Origin of the sequence: Shewanella fodinae, assembly GCF_014651955.1 — a bacterium.
In the GTDB taxonomy this organism is placed as follows: domain Bacteria; phylum Pseudomonadota; class Gammaproteobacteria; order Enterobacterales; family Shewanellaceae; genus Shewanella; species Shewanella fodinae.
The window spans coordinates 1-26,038 of the sequence record NZ_BMXW01000030.1 but is presented as its reverse complement, the minus strand read 5'-3'; the positions used below and the strand labels follow the sequence as shown (position 1 = coordinate 26,038).

17 protein-coding genes are annotated in these 26,038 nt (G+C 44.3%); all 17 read left to right on the top strand.

From position 1 onward, the window contains the following. Nucleotides 1-416: 416 nt before the first annotated feature. The 17 genes from IE064_RS17320 (at nucleotide 417) to IE064_RS17240 (ending at nucleotide 25,747) form a co-directional block, all read left to right on the top strand. Complete coding sequence (locus IE064_RS17320; protein WP_189618935.1) at nucleotides 417-1,403, top strand: hypothetical protein; 987 nt, start codon at nucleotides 417-419, stop codon at nucleotides 1,401-1,403. A 17-nt stretch (nucleotides 1,404-1,420) separates the two neighbouring features. Then, on the top strand, nucleotides 1,421-2,428 hold the full coding sequence (locus IE064_RS17315; RefSeq protein WP_229800141.1) for a helix-turn-helix transcriptional regulator: 1,008 nt from the start codon (nucleotides 1,421-1,423) through the stop codon (nucleotides 2,426-2,428). Nucleotides 2,429-2,440: 12 nt separating this feature from the next. After that, nucleotides 2,441-3,139: a hypothetical protein gene (locus IE064_RS17310; protein ID WP_189618933.1), complete on the top strand. Its 699-nt coding sequence runs from the start codon at nucleotides 2,441-2,443 to the stop codon at nucleotides 3,137-3,139. A 107-nt stretch (nucleotides 3,140-3,246) separates the two neighbouring features. Next, nucleotides 3,247-6,687 (top strand): DEAD/DEAH box helicase family protein, encoded by a 3,441-nt coding sequence (locus tag IE064_RS17305; protein WP_189618932.1) that lies wholly within the window; start codon nucleotides 3,247-3,249, stop codon nucleotides 6,685-6,687. A gap of 21 nt (nucleotides 6,688-6,708) precedes the next feature. Next, entirely contained in the window at nucleotides 6,709-8,310 is a 1,602-nt protein-coding gene (locus IE064_RS17300; RefSeq protein ID WP_189618931.1) for a type I restriction-modification system subunit M, read from the top strand. Beyond that, nucleotides 8,307-9,473: a restriction endonuclease subunit S gene (locus tag IE064_RS17295; RefSeq protein ID WP_189618930.1), complete on the top strand. Its 1,167-nt coding sequence runs from the start codon at nucleotides 8,307-8,309 to the stop codon at nucleotides 9,471-9,473. The genes IE064_RS17300 and IE064_RS17295 overlap by 4 nt, the downstream gene beginning before the upstream one ends. A 15-nt stretch (nucleotides 9,474-9,488) precedes the next feature. Continuing rightward, nucleotides 9,489-10,475, top strand: coding sequence for a 5'-nucleotidase (locus IE064_RS17290; RefSeq protein WP_189618929.1), 987 nt, complete (start codon nucleotides 9,489-9,491; stop codon nucleotides 10,473-10,475). Between the two features lie 106 nt (nucleotides 10,476-10,581). Next, nucleotides 10,582-11,241 (top strand): OLD family protein, encoded by a 660-nt coding sequence (locus IE064_RS17285; RefSeq protein ID WP_189618928.1) that lies wholly within the window; start codon nucleotides 10,582-10,584, stop codon nucleotides 11,239-11,241. Between the two features lie 5 nt (nucleotides 11,242-11,246). Continuing rightward, a complete protein-coding gene (locus tag IE064_RS17280) occupies nucleotides 11,247-12,959 on the top strand; it encodes a hypothetical protein (protein WP_229800139.1) in 1,713 nt (570 codons plus the stop codon). Next, on the top strand, nucleotides 12,937-14,655 hold the full coding sequence (locus IE064_RS17275; protein ID WP_189618927.1) for a LeoA/HP0731 family dynamin-like GTPase: 1,719 nt from the start codon (nucleotides 12,937-12,939) through the stop codon (nucleotides 14,653-14,655). Before IE064_RS17280 ends, IE064_RS17275 begins: the two co-directional genes overlap by 23 nt. A 188-nt stretch (nucleotides 14,656-14,843) precedes the next feature. Next, on the top strand, nucleotides 14,844-16,415 hold the full coding sequence (locus IE064_RS17270) for a DUF3696 domain-containing protein (protein WP_189618926.1): 1,572 nt from the start codon (nucleotides 14,844-14,846) through the stop codon (nucleotides 16,413-16,415). Further along, on the top strand, nucleotides 16,415-17,311 hold the full coding sequence (locus IE064_RS17265; protein WP_189618925.1) for a hypothetical protein: 897 nt from the start codon (nucleotides 16,415-16,417) through the stop codon (nucleotides 17,309-17,311). The genes IE064_RS17270 and IE064_RS17265 overlap by 1 nt, the downstream gene beginning before the upstream one ends. A gap of 17 nt (nucleotides 17,312-17,328) precedes the next feature. Continuing rightward, nucleotides 17,329-19,386 carry a protein kinase domain-containing protein gene (locus tag IE064_RS17260; RefSeq protein ID WP_189618924.1) on the top strand — a complete coding sequence of 686 codons (2,058 nt, stop codon included), beginning with the start codon at nucleotides 17,329-17,331 and terminating at the stop codon, nucleotides 19,384-19,386. Nucleotides 19,387-19,400: 14 nt separating this feature from the next. Further along, a complete protein-coding gene (locus IE064_RS17255; protein WP_229800137.1) occupies nucleotides 19,401-20,204 on the top strand; it encodes a serine/threonine protein kinase in 804 nt (267 codons plus the stop codon). A 2-nt stretch (nucleotides 20,205-20,206) separates the two neighbouring features. Continuing rightward, a complete protein-coding gene (locus IE064_RS17250; RefSeq protein WP_189618922.1) occupies nucleotides 20,207-23,260 on the top strand; it encodes a DEAD/DEAH box helicase in 3,054 nt (1,017 codons plus the stop codon). Continuing rightward, on the top strand, nucleotides 23,253-24,482 hold the full coding sequence (locus IE064_RS17245) for a hypothetical protein (protein ID WP_189618921.1): 1,230 nt from the start codon (nucleotides 23,253-23,255) through the stop codon (nucleotides 24,480-24,482). The genes IE064_RS17250 and IE064_RS17245 overlap by 8 nt, the downstream gene beginning before the upstream one ends. Continuing rightward, entirely contained in the window at nucleotides 24,482-25,747 is a 1,266-nt protein-coding gene (locus IE064_RS17240; RefSeq protein WP_189618920.1) for a hypothetical protein, read from the top strand. The genes IE064_RS17245 and IE064_RS17240 overlap by 1 nt, the downstream gene beginning before the upstream one ends. Nucleotides 25,748-26,038: the final 291 nt, after the last annotated feature.

Genomic DNA, 26,038 nt, shown 5'->3' with positions numbered 1-26,038 from the left:
GCATAGTGGTGCTAAGATGGCCATTCCCAGTCCTCGGCGAGTGGTGGGTTTGTTTGGCGATAGATCTGATCGCTCAAACAGGACTGAGTTCCCTTCCTGTGATCTACTATTTGGAACAGTTATTTAGCATACTTGGTATTAGTCCATACTCCTAAGCTGCCGACATCTACAGCTGTCATCAGCATTTTATGAATAACAGCAATATTGAACACTGCTAACGAGAGTTGCATGTGCGCCGCACAGCGTTTTAGCTAGTTCATTGGAATGGCCCATATTTCATTTAGCACAAAAATATTTGAATATTCAGTTCCTAAATTCTGTTAACGACATCATTTGACGTTGATATCTCTATTATTACCTCTCAATCACTAGGGAACCGCCTTAATGGCGTTCCCCTTAATTTGAAGGTAAAGGCTATGGTTCATCAGTATTGGGACGAGTTGTACTTGTATGTCAAAAAAGAAGCCGATGGTCGGTGGCTCGGAGTTGAGCTTGTCGGCAAAGACCCAGATATCTTTTTGCAAGAGTGTGATGATTTTACTGAAATCTGTACTTGGCGATCACAAGGACCCGAATGTGAGTACTACGACCCTATGCTGTTGATCCGTCTATTTATTATCTCATGGGCTAAGTCGTTACGCGGTACCACCTCATGGCTCAAGGCACAGTTATTAATATACGCGACAGATTTTCAATTTAAACAGCCAGCATTGCGGCAGCTATACACACTTTTTTTAGAAAGTGATAAATCTTTGCTAAGGCAACTTGAACTCACTGCTAACGATAAGAATGGATTAGCTCAAAAATCATTAGTTACAGCAGCAGAATCTGTGCTTGATGAATATCAAAAGCGTTGCGAAAAGCTTAACCGGCAATATTGTGGTGAGCAGCGTTGTTGGCAGGATACTGATTGGTTTTCTTCGATCTCATTGGAGGCTAGCTTGTTACGAGGAAGTCGTAAGTTAAGGCGGAGCAAAGATCGTAATTTCAACTGTTATCTCGCGGAGCTATTCATTGCTGCAATCGTTGTAAAAGAGTTTTATCCTGAAAGTCCCTTATTGCACTCGCTAGCCATCATGCCGCTGCGCTTTCCAGTATCATTTGATTATTCAGAACATTATTTTCAACGTGAACTGCTGCATTTTTGCCTGCAGCAACGCGGTAATCGATTCCTATTCGAGCAATTAAGCCGTTTAGCCCCTGAGGATTTCCTATACCTCTGCAGTAAAACGACCTTTACTTTGTCAGAGGGAGAACTCCTAGTCAGATATTTTGATGAGTTTTATCCTGATGACGAGTTGATAGGTTGTTCACACACTAAAGCAGAATACTTGCAATGTTTTATTGACTTAGGTTTGATAGATCCAAAATTAGAAAATGCAAATACAGTGAATGGTAGATGATGGACAAGGAGAGTTCGATGCGTCCAGTCAATGCTGTGAAATCCGTACATCGACAGTGGATGATCCTCAAATTTCTATCCCGGTCGGCCGAAGGCAAAACCACAGACGAAATCCTGGATCATTTAACGTCGGAAGACGTTTCCCAACAGCTGCGTACTATTCAACGCGATTTGGCGTTCCTATCTGAAATCTTTCATATCGAGAACGAAAGGGTCGGGCATGAAGTGCGTTGGCGTTGGATGCCAGGAAGTTCTGGCGCATTGATGCCCGGCTTGTCATTTTCAGACTGCTTGTCTTTATTACTAGTAGAAAGTTCGATTAAGCCATTGCTACCTGTGCAGTTACTCAAGCGTTTACAGCCACAGTTTGCGTTAGCAAAGCAAACATTGTCGCAATCATCATTGCTCGCAAACTGGTCCGAAAAATTTGCTTGTGCCGCGCCAGAGCTTAGTAGTATCCCGCCGTTAATCGATGAAAAGGTATTGGAACGGGTACAGAATGCCGTGTTACGCCAACAGCAGCTTGAGATCCGATACCAAGCAATCAATCACTCTGCATCTAGGCAATATCATCTCGCTCCCTTGGCACTTGTCCAGCGCGGCCAAGTGTTATATTTGATTGCGACTGTTGAAGGACATTCAGACATAACTCGATTTGCGATGCATCGTATGAGTTCAGCCGAACTTTTAGGGATGAATAACCCCATAACCGTCTTTTCATTAAAAGCGTATCTTGCTGCCGGAGGTATGCAGTTCGCCAGTGATAATGCAGTTGGAGCTATCCAACTTAAAGCTCGCGTGCGTAAGCAACAAGCAAGATATATCGCAGAGCAACCCATAGCAGAAGATATGGAGTTAACCCCGATAGACGATGATTGGTATCGACTGGAAGCTACCGTCTTCGATAGCTGGCAACTGCGTTGGTGGATAATGTCCCACGCAGCCAATATTGAAGTGTTAGAGCCCGAAAACTTGAGAGTAAATGTAAGCAAACAATTGGAAAACGCGTTAGCGTTGTATTCTTAAAAAGGAAGAAAAATGAATCATTTAGTTGAGGTTAGCAAGGAAGCACTTGCCCAGATGTTACTTAATGGCTTCGAAGCTTTTGTCATTAAGCATGGTAACAAGAAGCGCAGTGGCATAGAGTTTCATGCATCTCTGTATGGTGATATCGAAATTGACGAAAAGAACGATGAGTACCATAACCGAATTCAGTTTGTTTCTGTTGATACCTCTGCGGAGATGGCTAGTGGTTCAGTGGGTAACAAAGCTGAAGCTGAAGATTTAAAAGAAGATATCGCAGAACAGTTGGGATATTACCGGCTAGGCAATATCCATAGTCATCCTTATCTAAAGGATGAGATGACATTAGATCAGGTTAGAGAACGTGGGTGTCTATTTTCTGAAGGAGACGAAGAATTCTTTCTGCAGGAGTTAGATAAATATAATCCTGGCGCGTACATACTGGAACTGGTACTTACCATCAAACAATTGGAAAAGCAGAATACCGCCAGAGATGGACGCATTGACGATCAAGTTATTGAGTTCTCAGTGGGGAACTGTAAGTGTTTTCTTCGTGCACAAGCATTCTCAAAAACTGATGATGGCGAATTAATCGATGAACCGACGAAACTTATTTGTGAGTATTTAGAAGAGTTTACTTACATCGGTGCAGATTTTGGTCAAGTAGCGGCTAAAGAAAACCGTAAACGAGTACTTGAGTACAAGCCTCGTTAACGCTTGATGAGGCTTGGTAACACCAAGCCTCTAATTATGTTGTTAATACGCGATTAGGTAATTGCACAGATAGGTAAATTTCCCAGACGCATAAAGGATTTAGCGGAATGAAGCAGTCGAAGAACTTCGAACACATCAAAGGTAAATGGCCCGACTTACATCAACTCGGGGCATTTGCTGAAGAATACGCAATTTCTGACCCCCAGAGTTCTTTGGTCAAAATGCGTTGTTTCGCCGAAAAAGTGGTTGGCTACCTTTACAATGAATTGCGCTTGCCAGTGCTGCCAAACGCTAATATCTACGACAAGCTAATTTCCGACGAGTTTACCTCCGTAGTGCCGCAGCTTATTACCGATAAGCTGCATGCTCTGCGCAAAAGTGGTAACCAAGCCGCACACGAGGGCAAAGTTGACCAACAGCAAGCCATTTGGATTTTAAAAGAAGGCTACTTCATCGCCTGTTACTTGTTCATGGCTTACGACGGTGGCAAACAGCAAGATTGTCCAGATTTTGTTCAACCGCAACAACAGCAACCGGTATCGCAAGATCGCATTGAATATCAGCGTAAGAATAAAAAACTACAGCAACAACTTGCCGAAAACGAAGCGCGTTTAAAGCAAGCACTTGAAGAGCTGGAGCAAGCCCAAGAAGCACAAGCCGAAGCGCAGCGCAAAGCCGCGCAGTTACAGCAAACTATCAATCAGACCAAGATTGACAGCGTCAAGCAACAAAACCCCACCATTACTTCTAGTTTCGATTTCAAAGAAGCGGAAACTCGCGCGCGTATCATCGACATGGATCTGCGCGCCGCCGGTTGGAATGTCTCATTGGATGAAAGCTCTACCGACGAAGTACGCAAAGAGTTTGTGGTGCCTCACCAGCCAACAACTAGCGGTATGGGCCGAGTCGATTACGTACTGTTTGATGACGATGAAAAGCCGTTAGCGGTGATTGAAGCCAAGCGCACTCGTGAATCGGTAGAGAAAGGTCGAGAGCAAGCCAAAATTTATGCAGATGCGCTGGATAAAGAATACGGTCAACGACCGGTAATCTTTTATTCCAATGGTTACGACATCCGCATTTTGGATGACAAACAAGGCTACAACAGCCGTAAAATTTACGGTTATTACTCCAAAGACAGCCTGCAATATCTCATTAAGCAGCGAGGTCTTAAACAGGATTTAAACCAAACCCCCATCGATACCAATGTCGCTGGGCGTTTGTATCAGATTGAAACCATTACTCGGGTGTGCGAGCGGTTTAGCGATAAACGCCGTAAGGCGCTTATTGTGCAAGCCACAGGCACTGGTAAAACGCGCGTTGCCATTGCCTTGGCCAAAAGACTATTGGATGCTGGTTGGGCCAAACGTGTGCTGTTTTTGTGTGACCGCAAAGAGCTGCGCAAACAGGCGGGCAATGCCTTTAACGAATTTACCCAAGAGCCATTGTATATACTGGGTAAAAGTAAGAAAGAGTTAGCCAATAGCGCACGAGTGTTTATTGCCACCTATCCGGGAATGATGCGCATCTTTCAACAGTACGATGTCGGTTACTTTGACCTTATTGTTGCCGATGAATCGCACCGTTCCATCTACAACATCTATGGCGATATTTTTAAATACTTCGATGCATTAGAAGTTGGACTCACTGCGACGCCAGTGGAAATGGTGTCCCGTTCTACCTGCAAACTGTTTGATTGCGACTTTAAACTGCCCACCGCCAACTACCCTCTGGAGCAGGCCATTGAAGAGCGTAATTTGGTCCCCTTTAAAATTGTTAGCTTAACCACTAAATTTCTGCGCGATGGTATCAGTAAAGACACCCTGACCGATGAACAAGTTGCCGAGTTGGAAGACCAAGGACTAGATCCCAATGACCTCGACTTCAGTGCCAGCCAAATTGATGAAACGGTCAAAAACAAAGATACCAACCGCATCATCCTGCGTAATTTGATGGAAAAGGGGTTGCGTGATGCTGATGGGCAATTGCCCGGAAAGTCCATCGTATTTGCTCGTAACATCAAACATGCTGAGTTACTGGCAGAGCTGTTCAGTGAACTGTATCCACAGCTTGGTGCTAATTTCTGCCGCGTGATCCATTCTAAATATGAACGCGCCGAAGAACTGATTGATGATTTCAAATCGACGGCCGAGAGTAGTGTGCGTATTGCCATCTCGGTTGATATGCTCGATACCGGTATTGATGTGCCCGAAGTGGTCAACCTGGTGTTTGCCAAGCCGGTAAAATCCAAGGTGAAGTTCTGGCAGATGATTGGCCGTGGTACGCGCCTGTGTAAAGACCTTTATGGGTCAGGCAAAGATAAAACCCACTTCCTGATTTTCGACCATTGGGGCAATTTTGAATATTTTGCAATGGATCCTGCTGAGGAAGATGTGGTGCAAAGCAAATCGCTGTTGCAAAAGTTGTTTGAGGCAAGAGTATTGCTGGCAGAAACTGCGCTGAAAAAAGCCGATATCGCAACCTTTGATGACGTCATTAAGCTGATCCACGCCGACATAGGTGCGCTGGATATGAACACCATTGCCGTGCGGGATAACTGGCAAGTGGTGGAGCGCTGCAAGGATGAAAAATACCTCAACCAGTTTGCGCCCAAAACCAAAGCGGAGCTGTATCAGCAGATTGCACCATTAATGCAGTGGCGCAATATCATGGGGCAGAGCGAAGCGTTTAAGTTCGATAACGACATGGCCACTATCCAAACGCTGCTCTACATTGACCCGAGCCAAATTGACCAGTTACGTATAGCGCTGGTGGCCAAAATTGCCAAATTGCAAATGCACCTCAACGAAGTGCGCGCCAAAGCCAGCGACATCGCAGCCATCCAACAAGACAGTTACTGGCAAGACCTCAGTTTTGCCCAATTAGAACAAAGCCGCAAAGCACTGCGTGGTATTATCCATCTGCGCGATAAAGTGGCGCTGCCGCCTGCTACCGATTATGTCATCGACATCAAAGAGAACGCCGATGAAATCCGTGAAACTTCACGAGCAGCCAATATCGTGTCGATTGATTATCAGATCTATCGCCAAGAGGTCGAAAAGACGCTTGAACCGCTATTTGCCACCGATGTGGTGCTGAAAAAAATTCGGGCCGGGGAATTAGTAACCGAACAGGAGTTGGTGCAACTTAACTCGCTGGTACACACCCAAAATCCCAATGTAGACTTGAACACCTTAAAAGCGTTTTTCCCGGAATCGACAGTCTCGCTGGATAAAATTCTGCGCACCATTATCGGCATGGACCAAGAAGTCATCGAGCGGGAATTTACCGTATTTGTGCAGCAAACCCATACGGTGATGAATGCCAAACAACAACGCTTTATCGGCATGTTGAAAAACTACTTGATCCGCTATGGCGCAATCAATATCGGTCAGTTATACGACCAGCCCTTTACCAGCATTCACGACATGGGGCTGGATGGCGTATTCAGTGAACAACAGGCCAATGTCATTCAACAATTTATTCAGCAGTTTGATGTGGTGTTAGGTCAACCGCACACCCGAATTGAACGTGCTATCACTCTTTAATTTACGTAGTACAGGACAACCATGATCACCGGTCAGTTAAGAAGTAAAATTGACAAACTCTGGGAAGAATTTTGGACAGGCGGCATCACCAACCCGCTCACCGTGATTGAGCAAATCACCTTTCTGATTTATGCCCGCATGTTAGACATGAACGAGCAAGCCGATGAAAAGCGTGCTGCCCGTACTGGTCGCCCATTCAACCGCCGCTTTGCTGATTATGAGCAACACCTGCGCTGGCAAAACTTCCGTCATTTAGGTGCCGACAAGTTGTATAAGCTGGTGAAAGATGAGCTGTTCCCCTATTTTGCCGAAAGCTCTGCCAGTACCGTTACGGCTTCAGAAGATGGCTCACTGTTTGCCGACTTTATGAAAGACGCGCAACTGATGATCCAAAAGCACAGCTTGCTGGTGAAAGCGGTCGAAATGGTCAATGACCTGCCGCTGGATAACGCCGATACCAAAGGCGATTTGTACGAATACCTGCTGAGTAAACTCACTACCGCCGGTATTAACGGCCAGTTCAGAACCCCGCGCCACATTATCCACACCATGGTGGCAATGCTTGACCCCAGCGTGAACAGCCGTATTTGCGACCCGGCCTGTGGTACCGGTGGCTTTTTGGTGACCGCCTACGAATACCTGTTGCAGAAATACACCTCCGCCGATGCAGTTGAGCGTGAGCCGCTGTTCGACAGTGACGGCAAGCCATTGCTGGACATCAATGGTCAGCAGCAGGTCAACTTGCTGTATGCCGGTGACTTAATTACCCCAGAACAACGCGAATATATCGATAGCGATATGTTCTACGGTTTTGACTTTGATTCCACCATGTTACGGGTAGCGGCGATGAACTTGGTGATGCACGGTATTCGCCAGCCCGACATTCATTACCAAGATACCCTAAGCCAAAGCTTTAAAGAGCGTTACCCCAAAGAGGCATCCGAAGGCTTTGACATTATTCTGGCGAATCCGCCGTTTAAAGGCAGCCTCGATGAAGAGGATGTATGCCCCAACGTACTGCGTAAAGTTAAAACCAAAAAAACTGAACTGCTGTTTGTGGCGCAAATTGAAAACATGCTCAAAATCGGTGGTCAGTCGGCCACCATTGTGCCCGATGGTGTATTGTTCGGTTCATCCAAAGCCCACCAGCAGTTACGTTCTCAGTTGGTGGAGCATAACCAGCTAGAAGCGGTGATCTCACTGCCAAGCGGCGTATTCAAACCTTACGCTGGCGTGTCTACCGCCATTTTGATTTTCACCAAAGGCGGCAGCACCAATAATGTCTGGTTCTATGATGTGCAAGCCGATGGTTTCAGCCTGGATGACAAGCGTAACCCGATTAAAGACAACGACCTGCCTGACTTGCTCAAGCAATACCGCGCTTATCAACAAGCGGTCAGTAGCAATGCCTCGTTAGCGCCGTGGCAGGATAAAACCCAACAGGCATTTATCGTCAGTAAAGCCGATATTGTGGCGCAAAACTACGACCTCTCCATCAACCGCTACAAAGAAGTGGTGTATGAAGAGCAGGCCTATGAAGACCCCAAAGCTATCTTAAGTAAGCTTAAAACACTGGAAAACGAGATTCTTGCTGACTTAGCAGCCTTGGAGAAAATGCTATGAGTTGGCCGATGGTAGAAGCTGGACAGTTTATGTGTCGGCGAGGCGGGGCAATTAATCCCGTAAAATTTCCTGACGAGATATTTGATCTTCTAAGTATCCCTTCATACGACAATCAGGAAATAGAAGTTCTTGCTGGATGTGATATAGGTTCTTCGAAAATTATTTTAGAGCCCCGTGATGTGTTGTTATCAAAAATTGTTCCACATATCAGAAGATGCTGGGTTGTACCTGAGAGTAGGGGGCGTAAGCAGATAGGCTCAGGTGAGTGGATTGTTTTTCGAGATAAACGATTTTATCCGCAATTCTTGAAGCATTTTTTGATGAGTGATGTTTTCCATAGGCAGTTCATGAATACTGTGGCAGGTGTTGGTGGCTCTTTGGTTCGAGCGAGACCCGCAGAAGTCTCAAAGATAAAGATCCCACTTCCTCCATTAGCTGAACAGCAACGCATAGCGACGATTCTGGATAAAGCCGATGCCATTCGTCAAAAGCGCCAACAAGCCATCAAACTGGCCGAGGACTTCCTCCGCAGTGTGTTTCTGGAGATGTTTGGCGATCCGGTCACCAATCCGAAAGGTTGGACTGTAGGCACAATTAGAGATTTAGTAACGTCGGTTAATTACGGAACATCAGCGAAGGCATCTGAGACTGATGGTGAGTTTCCTATTCTTCGTATGGGCAATATTACCTATGAAGGAAAGTGGGATTTTACCGACCTTAAATATATTGATTTAAGCGAAAAAGACCAAGATAAGTATCTAGCTAAAAAAGGTGACCTTTTGTTTAATCGCACCAACAGTAAAGAGCTGGTGGGTAAAACGGCGGTCTTTAATGAAGAAGAATCAATGGCAATTGCCGGTTATCTGATTCGAGTTCGTACTAATGAGCTTGGTAATCCGTGGTATATCTCAGCGTATTTAAACTCGATTCACGGTAAGCAGACCTTGCTAAATATGTGCAAAAGCATTGTGGGTATGGCAAATATCAATGCTCAAGAACTCCAAGATATCCAAATTATGCTGCCACCATTGAGCTTACAAGATAGATTTGCTTCCATTGTAAATGCCGTGAATGAACGGTTGTCTAAGAATGCTGTATCAAGCAACTATCTGACGGATTTGTTTAACGCGCTTTCCCAAAAAGCCTTCTCCGGCCAACTATAAACACAAGGATGGTTTATGCCGTTAGATCTCAGTAACACCTTGGTGGTCGGTATCTCCGCCACTGCGCTGTTTGATATGAACGAGTCAGACAGAATGTTTCGTGAGACGAAGGCAGATGATCCGGATAAAGCCATTGAACTGTTTCGTGACTATATGCGCGCGCATGAAGATATTCCGCTTGCGCCCGGCACCGGCTTTCCGCTCGTCAAAGCCTTGTTGGGGCTGAACCAGTACATGCAAGCAGGTGATAAGTCGCCGCTGGTGGAAGTGGTGGTGATGTCACGCAACAGCCCAGATACGGGCTTGCGGGTACTCAAAACTATTCGCCACGAAAAACTGAATATCACCCGTTCAGCGTTTACTGCCGGTGAATCGGCAGCAGATTATGTCGAAGCGTTTGATGTGGACTTGTTTCTCACCACCGACGTGGCCGACGCGCAAAAGGTGATTGATTCGGGCCATAGCGCCGCCGCCATTTTAAAAGATCCACCGAAAGATCATGCAAGCATTCCCGAGGGGCAAGTGCGCATCGCCTTCGACGGTGATGCCGTGCTGTTTTCTGATAAAAGCGAACTGGTGTATAAAACCCAAGGTATGGCAGCGTTTCACGCGCAGGAAGATGCGATGCAAGATACGCCGATGGAAGAAGGTCCTTACGCCACCTTGCTGAAGAAACTCGCCAAACTGCAAGACCGCCTGCCAATGCGGGTGGAATACTCGCCAGTGCGCATTGCTATTGTCACCGCTCGCAACAGCCCGTCCGATCTTCGCGTGATTAAGACTTTGCGCGCTTGGGGGGTATATGTAGACGAAGCTTTTTTCTTGGGCGGGTTAGAGAAGGGCAAAGTCTTAAAAGCCTTTAAACCGCATATCTTTTTTGATGACCAAGACGTACATCTGGATGCTGCAGCCAACTTGGTTCCCTCAGGCAAAGTACCGTACCTCAGTAGCTCACAGCTGTCTGAGAAAGAGACGGCTAAAGCGGCTAATGGTGCGAAGTGAATTTTTTATTAACGTTACTCAATCTGAAATAGGTCAAAAAGCTAATATAAATGTTGTATTTTTTTAACATCTTGGATGTGATGAAATTAATTGTGGAAATATAGGAATGGAAACAGCTAAAAAGTTTAGCCAATTATACAGTGATGTTGCTCGTTATATAGAAAAAACATTGGTGGATATAGAAAATATTCACGTTGAACATGATGAGGGCAAAACTCATCTAGATAAAATGAAATCGCATTTCAAAGAGTTACAGAGTAAATTCAACTCAAAATTGAGTTTTCTAGAAGAACATGCCGAGTGGGATAAGTTTACGCTGGCATTTTTTGGCGAAACGAATGCTGGGAAAAGCACAATTTTAGAGTCGTTGCGTATTCTTTTTGATGAAGATTCTCGACGGAAATTCATTGAAAGTAATCACGATGATTTAGAAGCGTCAAAGGAAGAATTAGATAATAAACTAGGTGATTTTTATCGTGCATTGACGGAGATCTATAATGATTTTTATGAAAATGTGGAAAGTATAAGTATTAGCACCAAAGCTCTAAAGTTGGTGATGGATGAGGAAAGTGTTGCTCGATTAAAGTTGGAACGTGAAGAAAGTGACAACCGTCTGAAGCTCGAACGTGCTGAAAGTGAGAATCGGCTGCAAATTTTAAGGGAACAAACAGCCAATAAGATGCGATTGAAATTGGTGGGGGTAGCGGCTGTAGCCTTCGCTATCGGTGCAGGTTTTGTAACCATCCTACCTCTAGTGGTGAAGTAATCGTTATGAAAGAATCATCAGCGATTGAACTCGATAGCTTAGACGAGAATTATGATTTCACCGATTCTAGCTACATATCTTCGATAAAGGTCCAAACATTAGCAAATGAAATTGGCTTTCAGCTTGTTAGTTCGTTATTTGATTTTGAACAAAGAAAGCGTGATGTTAAGCGCGTAGACGGTTTAATTATTGGGACTGGAGAAGCTGATTTTACTAAAGGAAACACCTGCTACACGCTACATATTGAAGGCAAAGATTTTCAACTTTTAGATGTGCCTGGAATTGAAGGGAATGAATCCAACTATGTTCATCATGTAAAAGAAGCAATTGCGAAGGCGCACATGGTGATTTATGTCAACGGGACAAATAAAAAGCCTGAGAAAACCACAGTTGATAAAATTAATTCGTATCTAGAATATGGCACTACAGTTTATCCACTGGTAAATGTTAGAGGGTTTGCTGATGCCTACGAATTTGAGGAGGACCGAGTGGAGCTTTCTCAAGGTGGTGCGGCAGATGCTTTAAAGCAGACCATGGATGTTCTAAGGTCGGTTTTAGGGGAACATGTGTTAATACCTGGTAATTGTGTTCAAGGTTTACTCGCATTTTCTTCTTTAGCATATGACCAAAACTCACAATCAACCACTATTCATCCGTCTAGAGACCAAAACTTAGCGGCGCAGCAGCGGAGTTACTTCAAGTTTTTTTCTTCGGCAGGCGAAATGAGTCGGTTAAGCAACATAGATTCAGTTGCCGATGTTGTGCGAAATAAAATATCTACTTTTAAAGAAGATATTGTTGAAAGCAATAAAGGGAAGATAATTGAGTCTTTGAATCAATATTTAGAAGTTCTTCACAATGAACTAAATAGCCATCATGAATTTTTAGAAAAAATAAATCCTGAATTTGAAAAGTGCAAAGTAGCATTTGAAAATGCATCGAAGCAACTTGAACGCCATTTAGTAAATAAGCGAAAAAATAGCTGGAATACCTTCTTCAACGAATTGATGGACAAAAGCGACGATATTGTCGCTGACAATTATGGAAGTAATGACGAAATTCAATATCTGATAAAAAAGGAATTTAGAGATAAGCAAAGCCACGTTGAAGATGAGATGTTAAAAGACATTGAAGATGCTGAAGCGGTTTTTCAAGAGCAACTATTACAAGCAGTAGAACGGTTGCTGCAAGATATTAAGCGCGTAGGCCCTATGCCGGATAAAGGGTGTGCAAGTCATTCCTATATTGGTTTTGATTGTCTGGGCGATTTGGCTTTTGGGGGGCAGTTTGAGCTTAAAGATATCGGTTCAATGCTCTTAAAAATTGGGAGTTATGCAGCCAGTGGTGCGGCTATTGGCAGTTCCTTCCCTGTTATTGGTACATTGATTGGGGGGGGAGTTGGTGCTGTTGTTGGAGGAATAATGACCGCGTTTGGTCTTTTGGCCAGCAAGGCCAAAAAAATCAGAAAGGTACAGTCGCAAATCAGGACTGAACTGGAAACAGTCAGAGATAGAGCGTTAAGTAGTATCACAGACGAAGTAGCGCAACTTGCAGAATCAATTAATGTTAAATTCAAAAAAAGTCTAATGCAACAGGTCGATAGTATGGAAGAAGCGCTAAAACGGCCTATTTCAATTTTTGAAGAACAAATAGTCACAATTACTGAACTAAAAAATAAATTAGAGAGCATGCCTTATGGAACAATTCACGCAATTTAGCCTTGAGAAGGAAGCAACAATTCAATCATTAGAAAAGTTGCGTTCCGTGCTTATAGCGCTTGGTGAAATGGATATGGATGTCGAAGATGATTTGCAGAAGCTGCAATCTGCAATCGCTTCAGTGGAATCAGATGTTTTGCGTATCGCTCTACTAGGAGCATTTTCTGATGGCAAGACAAGTGTAATTGCAGCGTGGTTAGGAAAGCTCATGTCAGATATGAATATTTCCATGGATGAATCCTCTGACCGACTATGCATATACAAGCCGGAAGGACTTCCCGGTAAATGTGAAATTGTTGATACGCCGGGACTTTTTGGGGACAAAGAAAGAGAGATTGATGGAAAACAGGTGATGTATGGTGATCTCACTAAACGATTCATATCTGAAGCTCATTTGATTTTTTATGTCGTTGATGCCACCAACCCACTCAAGGAAAGCCATAGCTCAATAGCTAAATGGATATTGCGTGATCTTAATAAATTATCGTCCACAATTTTTATTATTAATAAAATGGATGAAGTTGCTGATTTAACAGATCAAATCCTATTTGACGAACAGGCCGTAATTAAAAAAGACAACTTGAAGAGCAAGCTTAAAAGAGCTGTGAGCCTAAGTGACGATGAAGTGGAACGACTTAACATCGTTTGCATATCTTCGAATCCAAATGGGAGAGGCCTAGATTTTTGGTTTGGTAAGCCTGAACACTATGAGAGCCGATCACGAATAAATGATCTTAAAAAGGTGGCTAGCGATATCATGAAATCCAATGTCCCAGAATTACTGTTGGCTAAGACTGGGATGGATGTTGTTAAAGATATTGTTAATCAGAGGGTTGCGCTAGCTAAACAGCAGCTTAAAGATCTCGATACATTCGTGGAAGAAAACGATGAAGCTACATCACGCCTTAAACAAGATATTAGTCGAAGCAGAGCGGAAGTAAAACGCTTGTCAGGCGAACTATTTGAAGAGCTGAGCGCAATTGAAAATCAGTTGATGGGACAGTTGAGACCAATTGGATTGGAAGACATTCGCCCCTTCATGGATGACACCTTAGGATATTCAGAAGATGGGGTGGGGTATAAATTGCATCTCAGAATAAAGTCTGTTGTAGATCGTTTCTTTGATCAATCATCAGCTGCCACTCAAAGAATGTCTGATGATATTACTCGCCAGCTTAATACCAGTGAGAGCTTTCTTAGTGGGCTAAGTGGAGATGCATTTAAGTCTTTGGGTGGGGCGTTTAAAGGGCTATCTAAAATCAGTCCAGATACAATCAAATCCACAATCTTTGTAGCTAGAGATACGATTAGCAGCCTTACTGGATATGTTTATAAATTCAAGCCTTGGGAAGCCACGAAATTGGCCGGTAATATCTCAAAATGGGCAGGCCCTGCAGGTGCTGCATTCACAATTGGTGCTGATCTATGGGATGCATACAAAGAGAGTGAGAGAGAGCAAGAACTTGCTAAAGCAAAGGAGTCACTTACCACAATGATTAAAGAGTCTTTTAAAGACATATACGACATTCTAATCTCAGATGAAAAAATGTTCGCTTTTTTTGCACCACAAATTCAGGTTGCAGAGAAGGTAGTACAAGATTTAGACGACAAGAGTAGTTTAATTCGTACAAACAAAAATAAACTTGAATCGATTGACGCTCAGCTTGCGCAATTTAGGCAACCGGCTGAATCATAAGGACTAAGAAGGCTAGACTCTCTATCGATTATCGGGAATGGATCTTGTTTGAGGCATTATGTGCCGGTGATTTATAGATCCATTCCTCTCTTCAATATGTAAAACTTGAGCTGGGTGTGACGCTGCACATTTATTTATCAAGCACTAAATGATAACTTCATAAATTATAAGTGTTATTTCGGTGCTGTATGAGAATAACTCAGCTTGGCTTAACCAATTTTCGAGCGTTCAAAACCACACAAACGCTAAATTTTGCTCCGCTTACCCTGCTGTTCGGTGCCAACAGCGTCGGTAAAAGCAGTGTATTGCTGGCACTGTTTTACTTACAAGAAATTCTCACGCAGGGCGACTGTAGCCCCAAACGTATTAAGGCGCTGGGCAGTAAATATGTTGGTGGCTTTAGCTCGTTGGTACATGGTAAGGCACTCGATAATGCCATTGTGCTTAATGTGCGCTATGACAAACCAACGTCAGAGTCGGGCAGCAGTTACCAGCAAACCGCGCAGTTTATTGAAGAACTGCTTGGGCAGCGCCATGCCTCCCAGTCGGCATATCTCACTATTTCTAGCCCAAGTGAATGGGCCAACAGTGTCAATATTGAGTTAGAAATTCGCTGGCATGCCAGTAGTCAGAGTGCTTACGTGGCACGTTATAGCGTGTGGGCAGATGATCTGTTTATTGCCGAAGCGGTAAGTGACGAGCCACAGCAACATGCAGTGGTGCATTTGATCAACTATCAACATCCTCTGCTGCTCTCTGATACAGAAACCGCGAATAATGTTAGCCACGGCCAGGTATTCCAACAATGGTTATTGGAGGCGGGAACCTCCACACCGCAAACGGTAAGTTGCCCTTATACCCACCATGAATATCAGCACACGTTGTTTGAGTTTGAGTCGCGTTGTGGTGCTTTGCCTAAGCTGGGCGCCGCTTTGTCCACCAGCTTAGAAGCTGATTCTCCCTTGAATACTGCGCGGCTTAATGAGGTGCTGAGTGATCTGTTTGTGGCACCGCTTGATAACTTGGCCAAGTTACTCAATGACAGCTTGTCGATCGGCCCGTTGCGGCGTATTCCCGATCGCTACTATGGCTCTGATGATTATATTCAGCAGATGGATTGGTACAGCGGCGAGGCCAGTTGGGATGCGATTCAACATGCTGATGATCGGTTAATCAGTGAGTGTAACCACTGGCTTGGCGACGAGCATTTAGCTTTGGGAATGGCGCTCGTCAAAAAGCATCCATCTGACCAAGAGCGATTCAGTTTGAATGGACAACCATTAGCGGCACCGTCGCTACCGAGTACCGATAAAGTTGTGCTGTGGGACGTGCATCATCACATTGAAGTGACCCCTGCAGATGTCGGTGCCGGTGTCGCGCAAATCTTCCCATTAGTCATTGCAGCTACCCAGCCCCGTAAAGGCATGGTGTGTTGCGAGCAGCCAGAGCTGCACGTACATCCCAAGGTGCAAGTGGCTATTGGTGATTTGTTAACGCAATGCCAAGCAGGTAACCAGTTTTTAATTGAAACCCATAGTGAACATCTGGTGTTGCGTTTATTGCGGCGTATTCGTGAAAGTGAACAGCAGCAGTTGCCATCGGGTTATACACCATTAACTCCAGCAGATATTTCGCTGTTGTATCTGGAATCCAGCGACGAAGGTACGCAGGTGATTAACACGCAGATTACCGATGATGGTGACTTAGCCAACGATTGGCCAAATGGTTTTTTTGAGGAGCGAGACGAGGAGTTGTTCTAGTGTTCAAGGAGATTGCGCTTGATCCTCAGTGCATGGCCGAATTTGAGTATTATGGCCTGCTCAAAAATAGCTTTGGCCCCGAACGAGGACGCTATCTTATCGCGCCGCTACGTGAGTGGGTGCAGGCCGCTGTGCGGGCGTTAAAAGCTTCCAATATCTCTCCTGTTAAGCGTAAGTCAGTCAGTAATTTTCTGAATAAACTACAGCGAGATAAGCGCAACCTGTACTTTTTGCTGCCTAAAGATCGTCAAAGCATTGCAATCGATGGCTTTGAACCATGGCGCCAGTGGTTGGTACGCCAGCAACACATGCGACCCTTTGCCGCGGTGGTGAGCGAACAACCGATTGATTGTGGCCTCAACTTTCTTGCTTTGCTGGATGACGAAACTTGTTGGCCGGTTTCGCCGACGATTCAGGTTGAACGACAAGTTGCCAGTATTGCTGCCGCCTTACTGCCGCTGTGGTATTTGGCGAAGGAGGTGGTCATTATCGATGCTTATTTCCGTTTTGCTATGAATCCTCTGTTACAACAATTAGTCAGAGATATGGCGCGTTATCAGTCGGTAGGTACGCTGACCATTGTGACTACTATGGAAACTGCGAACGTTGAGCAAGTGTATCAACGTGAATTTTCCAGCAAACACGCTTCACTTCCTGCCATCAACTTAATTACCGCTCCTAAAGGATACTTCCATGACCGTTATATGCTGACCAATGTGGGTAGCATTAAGGCGGGGCATGGTTTCAGTGTGGATGTAGACAAAGGTGTTCAAGCAGATAAAGTGAGTTTGAGCTTATGTGGCGCGAGCGAAAGTGATGATGCGCGTCAGCATCTGCAATCATTATTGCAACGCCAACTCGCTCAACAATGGCAATGGCCAGCAATGCAAAAGTAGGAGTTGTAACCGCGAGCATGGAATTACATTTTAAGGATATATCTGGTAAAGACAGTGTGGGAGATTTCACCTGGATTCACCAAAGCGGTCGCCAAGCCATTTTGATTGATATGGTGTCTTCGGCTGATGTGCGAGCAGGGTTAGAGGCTATTAAGTTGTGGCTAGCTGAGCAGCAAACTGCGGAGGTTTTTGCTGCAGAAGCATTACTCACTGAGTTACACCATATTTTACTTGAACACCAAGCTCAGGCTGCATGTGCGGTATTAACTGCCGTAGCGCATCAGCAATATGAATGTTACTCCGTGGGCAATTTGCGTTGCTATCGTGTGGATGAGCGGGTGCGTGCCATTGATGTGCAATCTTTTGAAGTTCAGCCTTCGCAAGTATTAGGGCAAGCACAGTTGCCATCAGCGCAGTTTCGCAGATTTGACACTACTGAAAACTGCCTGTTCTTGGTTACCTCCGACGGACTCAATGATAGTCGACTTCAGATGGCGCAACTTAGCGCTGAAAAGTTGAAAGGGGGCAATCTGTACCAAGCGTTTCTCCCCGCAGTGCAAGAGCAAGATTGGTCTATGTTGATGTTTCCTATGTCGACTACACAGACCTTTGTTGATTCGCATTGGCCGTACAATCCATTTGTAGGACCGCAGGAAGAACGCGAACATGAGCGACGTGCGTTAGGAGAGTTAGCCTCTGCGCTGTTTACTGTGCCCCAATTTAATGGTTTTCGTATTGTCGCTTGTCCGCCATTGTTGACTGCTAATAGCTCGCGCTTGTTTGATGGGTTATTGATTTACCCTTTTGGGGTGATGCCATTGGAACTTAAAGATCACCATGGACAAATCACGCTAAATATCGATAGCCGCAATGGCATGCAGGTTAATAACGATCTTGGTTGTACAAGCTTTGCCAACCCGGTGCATAAGCTGCGAGAGGGCTTACGACCATTTGCAGATCTCGCCATGCTCAAACCGCTCGACCCGATGTTAAAAAATGCCGCAGCAGTAGTATTTACCTCGGCAAACGCCAACGTGGCATGTCTTTATAATGGAGAGTCATTTACGTTGCCATTTACTCAGGCGGGGGAGGTGATGGTAGCTTCAACGGCGACCTTCACCGCCATGTTATTGAAGCACTGTAAAGCGCGCTTTGGCAAAAAGCTTACGGCAAGATTGATAGAAGCAGATATTAATCGGCTAGTGGCGCAATTCAGTGAACCCACCTCGGTAACGCCAGTAGATGAATATATCTGGATAGACGATTATCAATGCGGTACTCAACCTTTGCCAGCTGAGAGCACCGACTATTACCAAGTTTATCCCGGTAAGGATTATGAGACTCCCATTTGGGTGAAAGCATTTAAATTTGATCATCTAAGTTCAGTACATCGTCAGAGTGAGATGCAGATGATTGGCCGTGAAGCGCGCATTCTCAATCGGTTAGGTAAAACAACTGGGGTGCAGTACTGCTACGGCAAGCATGCGACTGACGATAAGCTTTATATATTTCTTGAGGCGGCGCCACAGCAGAACTTAACGGCTTGGTTGCAGAGCAATCCTACTCGCGAGGCGCGGCTTAATTTATTGCTGAGTGTATGCAGGATCTTGGCTGAAATTCAGCAGATACAAGGGCCGGCAGTTATTCATCGCGCTATTAACCCCAACAATATCAGAGTAAAAGCGGATAACTCGCCGTTATTGATTAACTTTGAATTATGTCAGTTTGAATCGGTTGCGACCTTGCCAATTACGGCGCGGCGCACCTTTGAGCAGAAGTATCAAGCCCCGGAGGTTAACCAACCTGGGCAGACACTTACCTTCGCGGCTGATATCTACAGTGTCGGGTTGCTAGCCTGCGTATTGTTAGCTGATGTGTTGCCATTTAACGAGTCAGCCAAAGAACTGTTAGCCAAAGGGTGTCGCCAACAATTTTGGGGGCAATTATGCGTATCGCTGGGGATTGAGGCCAATGCCGACAATGTGGAATTTTGGCAGCGTATTTTACATATTACCCCTGAATATCGCCCTACTATCACCCAAACCATAGAGGCTGTTAAATCATGGATGGTTTAGTCTGTGCCCCAAATATGAACTATCGCATCGAACACGTGCTTTATCGTAATGATGTTACTAAGAGGGCGTTTTATAAGGTAAAGAACTTAGAGCTAGGAATGTTCTACGGCTTAAAAGTGATTGAAATTGACGATGCGCAGTTGCTCAAGCAAGTCAAAAATGAAGTGACCGCGTTGAATCGGTTACCGTTTGGCATGGCACCCAAATGTCTGCAGTACTGGGTGCAAGGCAAACAGCATTATTTACTATTGGATTGGATTGAAGGTAAGCCACTATCGGGGCTATATCAACGTCCACCTCAGACAGTGATGGAACAGGAACAACGCTTGCTGGTGGCACAAAAACTAGCCCAAAAAGTGGCAGATATTCATCGTGTGCGGATGCTGCATCGCGACATTAAACCCGACAATGTGATAGTGAGATTACAGGGTAACAATGTGCAGGATGTTTTGTTGATTGATTTTGGCTTAGCTAATCAACAACGAGCACTTGAAGAGGGGACTCCCTTTTACCAAGCGCCAGAGCAGAGCTTGAGTCGGCATGTAAGACTGACCGAAAGCGTGGATGTTTTTAGTGTGTGTCAAACTATTCATTTTTTAATGACTGGCCAACCATTAACACTAACTCCTAACTTTATGAATGATGATTGGGCTCAACCTATTGCTGAATTATTACTGGCTAGCGGCCTATCCAAATCGCTGTCAGCGCTGTTAGTCAAGGGGTTGTCCTTTGACCCCAATAAACGCTTAAAACAATCATTAACACTCAATCGTGACCTGTATAATTTACTGCGCTCGTCGAAAACAGGGAAGTATTAAGTATGACTGTAGCCAATACCTCGGTACCGTTTTGGCCTGAAGATAAAATAGCTGCTTATAATGCAGAGTTGCCTTTGCTTACTCGTGTGGGGAAAAACTATCTCGATCAAAGTTGGCCCGCCAACGGACCTACTCAGGACGAAGTGTTTAGGCAACTTCGCAAAGTTGAACGAGTGTGGGTAAGTGTTTATCGACCTAAAGACAAGGACGGCATTTTCCTCACCTTTTTGGCGGGAAATTATAAAGTCACTGCTAATGTAGGCATGAGCAATGGCAATCCAAGGTTATGGCTTGGGCGCATTAGTTATTTTAATCATCAAGATCAAGCGCGGATGTTACAAAATGGTGCCCTGGCTGCGGTTAAGGGCCTGTTGTTGATTACGGGGCGAGAGTTTGGTGAAGGCTTAGAAATACGCGAATCTAAATTTGCCACTGGCACCTATGTGACGCAGTTATTAGAAATTATTGCTTCTCCTTGGAATGTACATGGAGAGCAAGTAACTTTTGATGAAGAGCTGGATGAGTTGGATTACCAAGAGCTTGAACTCATCGATGCATTAAGATCCTTTGTTAATGCTGAATACGAGTTGGAGCAACGTGCTGCATTGCAAGAGCCGCCCTTCAACGCTTTTGAAATTCAATCTGTCAGCCAAAAAACAACCTATCGTTTGCATTACCAGATGCAATTTGATGATGCAGACTATGAAAGATTAGTAGCGTTAAAACCTAGTTTGCTAGTGCAGTTATCAGATCTCGGTGCACCCACCGATGTTTTGGTTGAGATCACTGATTTGGCGCCAGTCGAGAATCAACCCATTATTCGTGTAAGCATTGAAAAACAGCTTGAACACGCACGTTTGCCGGAAAGAGGCATGTTTGGTTTAGCCGCTATGCCAACGTTGAAAAATGTTCGTGAAGCGGTAATTGACGCGCTGGCTGAGAAAGAGTCAAAGAATCCATGGTTGCTATCAGTTGCCGCGGGCACTTATGAGGCTGCGCCGTTAAATCCTGTGAATGTTCCCTTGCCGGAGAGCAAATTCCCTCCTACCGCTTCACAAGTAAAGGCGATTAATAGTGGTGCTGGTACTGATGATTACACCCTCGTTCTGGGCCCTCCAGGTACAGGTAAAACCACAGTTATTTTGCAATGGGTGAAATATTTCGCTGCTCAAGGTATGAGGGTGCTAGTCACATCGCAAAACAATAAAGCAGTCGATAACGTGCTAGAGCGATTAGCTGAAGAACAAGAGTTTGAATGTTTACGCATCGGCAATGAAAACAAAATCAGCTCTTCATTAGAAGATATAACTCTCGACAACAAGGCGGTAAAACTTCAAAAAGAACTGTTTGCTGGTGCAGATGCCATAATGAAGCGTTTAGCCAATCTGCAACAATCACTTGAGCATTTGCAGTCTCAGAAAGATGTCATGATGGAGAAGGTCGGGGAGCGTGATAGAGCCCGCACCATATATGCTGAACTTTCTGCCGAAAAAGAGAATTTACAATGCAAATTACCGCAGTACGAATCTATTGCCTGTCGCTATGAAGCTCGCGCTGATGAAATAAGAACTGCGATTAGATACAAAAATCGTCCTAAATGGTTTGTGCTGCAGTTCATCGCTGACTGGTTGCATGAACGACAACTTAATGCTCTTGAGGAACAACTATCACAAACAAAAGCCAGTTTAGTGTCGGCGCTACGTACCATTGAACAAAAGAAGCTGGCAATTGAACATAATGAGCGCAAGCTTCAGTTTATAGCAGAGGAGCTTGCGAAAGTTGAAAGTGACATAGGGCAATGGCAACTGGAGTTTGATGTCATTGTTCCGCAGTTCAACTTTATTAAGCCTGATGTTGAGCTGGAAATAACGTCAATTCAAGGTATTGAATCTACCCTCGAAAAAGTGAAAGTTGTTCAGCAAGAGTTGTTCCAATGGTTTGAAAAATTGCGCAATGAGCGTCAGCAGGCGCTTTATAAAATCTTGATGGAAAAAGTGAATGTAATCGGTGCTACCTGTATTGGCATTAACACTAAGTCCTTATTTAGAGAACTGGATTTTGATGTTGTGATTGTGGATGAATCAGGCCAAATACAACTTCACAATATCCTGGTTCCTCTATCACGTGCCAAAAAAGCGATATTGGTGGGCGATCACAAGCAATTGCCTCCTGTCGTCAGCGATGAAGTTCTGGAAGAAATCGAAGCGCAAGGCTTTGAGGATTATCAGCCTCTTTACCAGCTAAGTTGGTTTGAGCATTTGTGGAATGCCGCGCCTGATGACCACAAAATTATGTTGGATACGCAGTTTAGATGCCCGGCCATTATTAGTGATTTTGTTTCTGAAGCTTTTTATGGTGGACGTTATTTCGCTGGAGTCGGAATGGATAAGAAAAAACCATTGTTTGCGTTCTGCCCGCAACCAATGGTGTGGTTAGATATTTGCAAAATGCCAAAGAACAGAGAAAGCAGTGTCATACAAGATGGGCGCACAGTGGTGCAAGATAACCCTTGTGAAACGGCATTAGTTCTTTCGGTTTTGGAGCAAGCAATTATTGAAAAACCTGAACTCGCTATCAATCGAGAAATCGGTGTTATCGTGCCTTATGCCAACCACGTGAAAGCAATTCAAAAAGCAATTAAGCGCGCGCAAAAGCAAGGCAAACTGAAAGAGTTATCCATGCCTCTGAATGAATTAGTGGCCTCTGTTGATAGTTTCCAGGGACAAGAGCGTGATCTGATTATCTTTACTTTCACTCGTTCAAATAATCGCGGCAATGTGGGCTTTTTAGCTGATTGGCGCCGTTTGAATGTCGCTCAAACTCGGGCAAAGAAGCAGTTAGTGATGATAGGTGATTCAGAGACCTTAACCAAAGGTGCTGAACGAGACGATGTGAGGGATAAAGAATTTAAGCAGGCCATGTGTTTGCTTAAGAGTACTTTGTCTGACTCCGGCGCATTGTTAAATGCTTCAACCATTTTTGGGGCGAAAACGACTGCGAGACCTGCGAAACCAGAGATAATCGCTAATCACGCGGAGGCAGCAGTACATGGCTAATCAAAATAGAAAAAAGGATCACAAACGTTCCTTTGCGATATTGGATAGCTATCGCAATATATTGAATAACAATCTGAAACCCGATGAAAATATTTTTTATGCGCGTGAATGTTTATTGCCAATGCTCGATGTAAAAACGTTGGTGAAGGAACGTAGTCGTGAAGAATTGAGTGATGTTGATTTAATTCTATTTAAATTAATTAAACAGGGGATCAATTCTGTTGCATCAGTTGCCTTGCTAACCGGATTGGCTGAAAAACAAGTGCAGAAAAAGTTTCATGAGATGATTGGACGGTCATTTATAAACGTTGAAAATGAGCTGGTGGCACTGACTGACCTTGGTGAAGAAACATTGCGGGAAGGGGTTCCAATCAAACAGGTTCAGCGTTCATATCGATACTGTGCAGTGAGTGAACGTTTATTGCCAAGAAGTGCCTATGATTTACCATTCATCCCTTTGGATGATCTACGTAATAATGATGTTAAGCCCATTCACTTTCAACACGTTTTAACAGAAAAAAAATTAGTGAATCTAGCAGGGTTAGACTTCTCGACTATTGAGGACAAGCGGGCTTATAACATCACCGATGAGGCGATATCGTTTGAGGAGGTGAAGGGCTATATCTCCGGCTATTTACAGGCAAAGCTATTTATCATTGGCGATCATCAACCCACCCGCGCGTTAGTGTCTTTTGGAAGACAGTATCTTGAATATGATTTGCCACAGATCTTAGAGATGATGGTGCCGCTTAATTCCAATCTTATGCAGACCAAATTGAAAGAAGCACACCAACAATTTTTACTGGAGGTCGACCACATTGAGTGGGATGCTTTAGGACTTCCGGTACTGTATGTCGATAATGCACCGTTAGAGTGGCTAAGTAAAAGTCTTGAGTCGGGCATTCCGGCTATTTTACTCTGTGGTACGGACCTGTATCACCCCAAACCAGTTAGTTTATCTAAGTTGCAGGGTTATACCTGCCGCTATTACTTAACCTCGTCCTCTCAGCAGCAAGACGCTGATCAATTACAAGCCTTCGCACAAGATTGTGATGGTTACTTTAAAGTCCCGTTTCCACAACGCCCATTTAAGAGTATTCAGGAGTTTATTGGTGCGAAGTACCGAGAAGACGAACTGTCGAGGTTATGGAAACTCACCGAAGAATATCAGATAAAGCGTTTGAGGCATTGTTTGCCGCCACTAGCTGAAGGAGTGGAGTGATGGCTTTATATCAATGGCATGGATGGGGCATTTTGCCGTTATTCATTACTAAGTCGGTACTTAAAAAGGCGTTGAAGCTGCAACCTTGGCAACAGTGGAGTATGTCTCTTTCCGAACAGGATATTAAAGACCGTCGTCGATTTTTCTCACGATTAGGGGCTCAGTTATTTTGTCCTTTAAGTGGAGGGCGTTATGAATTTAATCTTGCCAATACTCCAGTAGGACCGTTAACGCTCAATGCTAATGAAATGACAATTAAGCTTGATGCATTAACAATCATTGCTTTTGAAGAGATAACCTTGCTGTATATCCATATGCACAGCAATGATGAGTATGGTGCTGAACAGTTGGCTGCCATAAATCGAATGGCGTTTGCTTGGGAGCCAAGAATGTTGAACCATTCAGTGAGTGATTGGACGGATCAACATGGTTTAAGTAAGTCTTTGAAGCAACATATAAGTGAGTTGCTTGGCATCAATTTTGATGTTGAGCGTGGTTATGGTGATGATGTTTTTGGCCATGAATTAGCCAACTGTAGTTGGTTAAAACAAGTAAAGGCCTCTCCCCATCAACCTCCTTGCGTCAGTGAGCTAAGTGCAGGCATCGATATCAGCAATCCTCGTTATCAGTTGGCTGATATCGAGTTGCAACGCTTAAAGCAACAACAGTTTAGTTATTGGAATGATTGGCGTTGTCAGCTCAATTTAGGACGACTGGTTTTTGTTGATGATACCCCAACTGACAGTTCGCCATTGGCTTTCAATCTAAAACAGTCCCAATACTATTTGGATCTGTTTGCGTTAGTGCTATTGCAAAAGCTAATGCTGGGATATTTCAAAGAACAATTGGTGCTGGCCAATGCTAAACAACGGGTAAAGTTATTTAAGAAAATTGAGCTATTTAGAAGAAAGTACAAGGTCTCGCTTATTTCTACTTATCCATTTGCCAATAAACTTTACAACTATTTTTGCCAGCAGAGTGACCTCGATTCCCTAGAAGAGAAGATATTTACCGAACTAGAGTACAGTCATTCATTGTGGCGAGAAGCGCAGGATGCAACTGCAAATAGTGTTATGTTGTTTATATCTCTCATTGCTTCGATCTTGTTACCAGCTAGCTCTGTAGCTGCCATTTTTGCTTTATCAGATGCTCAAATGAATGAGAAATTTTGGGGAATTTCAGCATTATTCACGGTCATTACTTTGATGGTGATTGTGGCTCCACTAATAAAGCGAAAGCTTATATCCATAAAGGATGGTATTTAAAGGTATGATAGCTGCTTATGTGATTGTCTCTATTCGTGCCAGTGCTTTATCAGGTACTTAGGCGATCCACTTCAGGGGCGGAGTAGAACGTTATGTGTGTAGCAAGTTATAAAATGTATGGTCCGCCTCGTTGTTGCAAGCATAAAATTCAATGACGAGGTGGATCTGCGCTAATGTATTCGGAGTCTCTGTTGGAGGCTCTCGCCTACCGCTCCACGATGAGTTCCGCGCCGGAATATCCTCAAAAAGCCCAAAGCATTTGACTGCTGTTTTTATTATCAGGTTTTACTC

Coding starts and splice junctions, on each gene's coding strand:
- IE064_RS17310 (WP_189618933.1), top strand. CDS start 2,441: ATGAATCATTTAGTTGAGGTTAGCAAGGAAGCACTTGCCCAGATGTTA.
- IE064_RS17255 (WP_229800137.1), top strand. CDS start 19,401: ATGAACTATCGCATCGAACACGTGCTTTATCGTAATGATGTTACTAAG.
- IE064_RS17305 (WP_189618932.1), top strand. CDS start 3,247: ATGAAGCAGTCGAAGAACTTCGAACACATCAAAGGTAAATGGCCCGAC.
- IE064_RS17300 (WP_189618931.1), top strand. CDS start 6,709: ATGATCACCGGTCAGTTAAGAAGTAAAATTGACAAACTCTGGGAAGAA.
- IE064_RS17240 (WP_189618920.1), top strand. CDS start 24,482: ATGGCTTTATATCAATGGCATGGATGGGGCATTTTGCCGTTATTCATT.
- IE064_RS17260 (WP_189618924.1), top strand. CDS start 17,329: ATGGAATTACATTTTAAGGATATATCTGGTAAAGACAGTGTGGGAGAT.
- IE064_RS17315 (WP_229800141.1), top strand. CDS start 1,421: ATGCGTCCAGTCAATGCTGTGAAATCCGTACATCGACAGTGGATGATC.
- IE064_RS17270 (WP_189618926.1), top strand. CDS start 14,844: ATGAGAATAACTCAGCTTGGCTTAACCAATTTTCGAGCGTTCAAAACC.
- IE064_RS17295 (WP_189618930.1), top strand. CDS start 8,307: ATGAGTTGGCCGATGGTAGAAGCTGGACAGTTTATGTGTCGGCGAGGC.
- IE064_RS17280 (WP_229800139.1), top strand. CDS start 11,247: ATGAAAGAATCATCAGCGATTGAACTCGATAGCTTAGACGAGAATTAT.
- IE064_RS17245 (WP_189618921.1), top strand. CDS start 23,253: ATGGCTAATCAAAATAGAAAAAAGGATCACAAACGTTCCTTTGCGATA.
- IE064_RS17275 (WP_189618927.1), top strand. CDS start 12,937: ATGGAACAATTCACGCAATTTAGCCTTGAGAAGGAAGCAACAATTCAA.
- IE064_RS17290 (WP_189618929.1), top strand. CDS start 9,489: ATGCCGTTAGATCTCAGTAACACCTTGGTGGTCGGTATCTCCGCCACT.
- IE064_RS17285 (WP_189618928.1), top strand. CDS start 10,582: ATGGAAACAGCTAAAAAGTTTAGCCAATTATACAGTGATGTTGCTCGT.
- IE064_RS17320 (WP_189618935.1), top strand. CDS start 417: ATGGTTCATCAGTATTGGGACGAGTTGTACTTGTATGTCAAAAAAGAA.
- IE064_RS17250 (WP_189618922.1), top strand. CDS start 20,207: ATGACTGTAGCCAATACCTCGGTACCGTTTTGGCCTGAAGATAAAATA.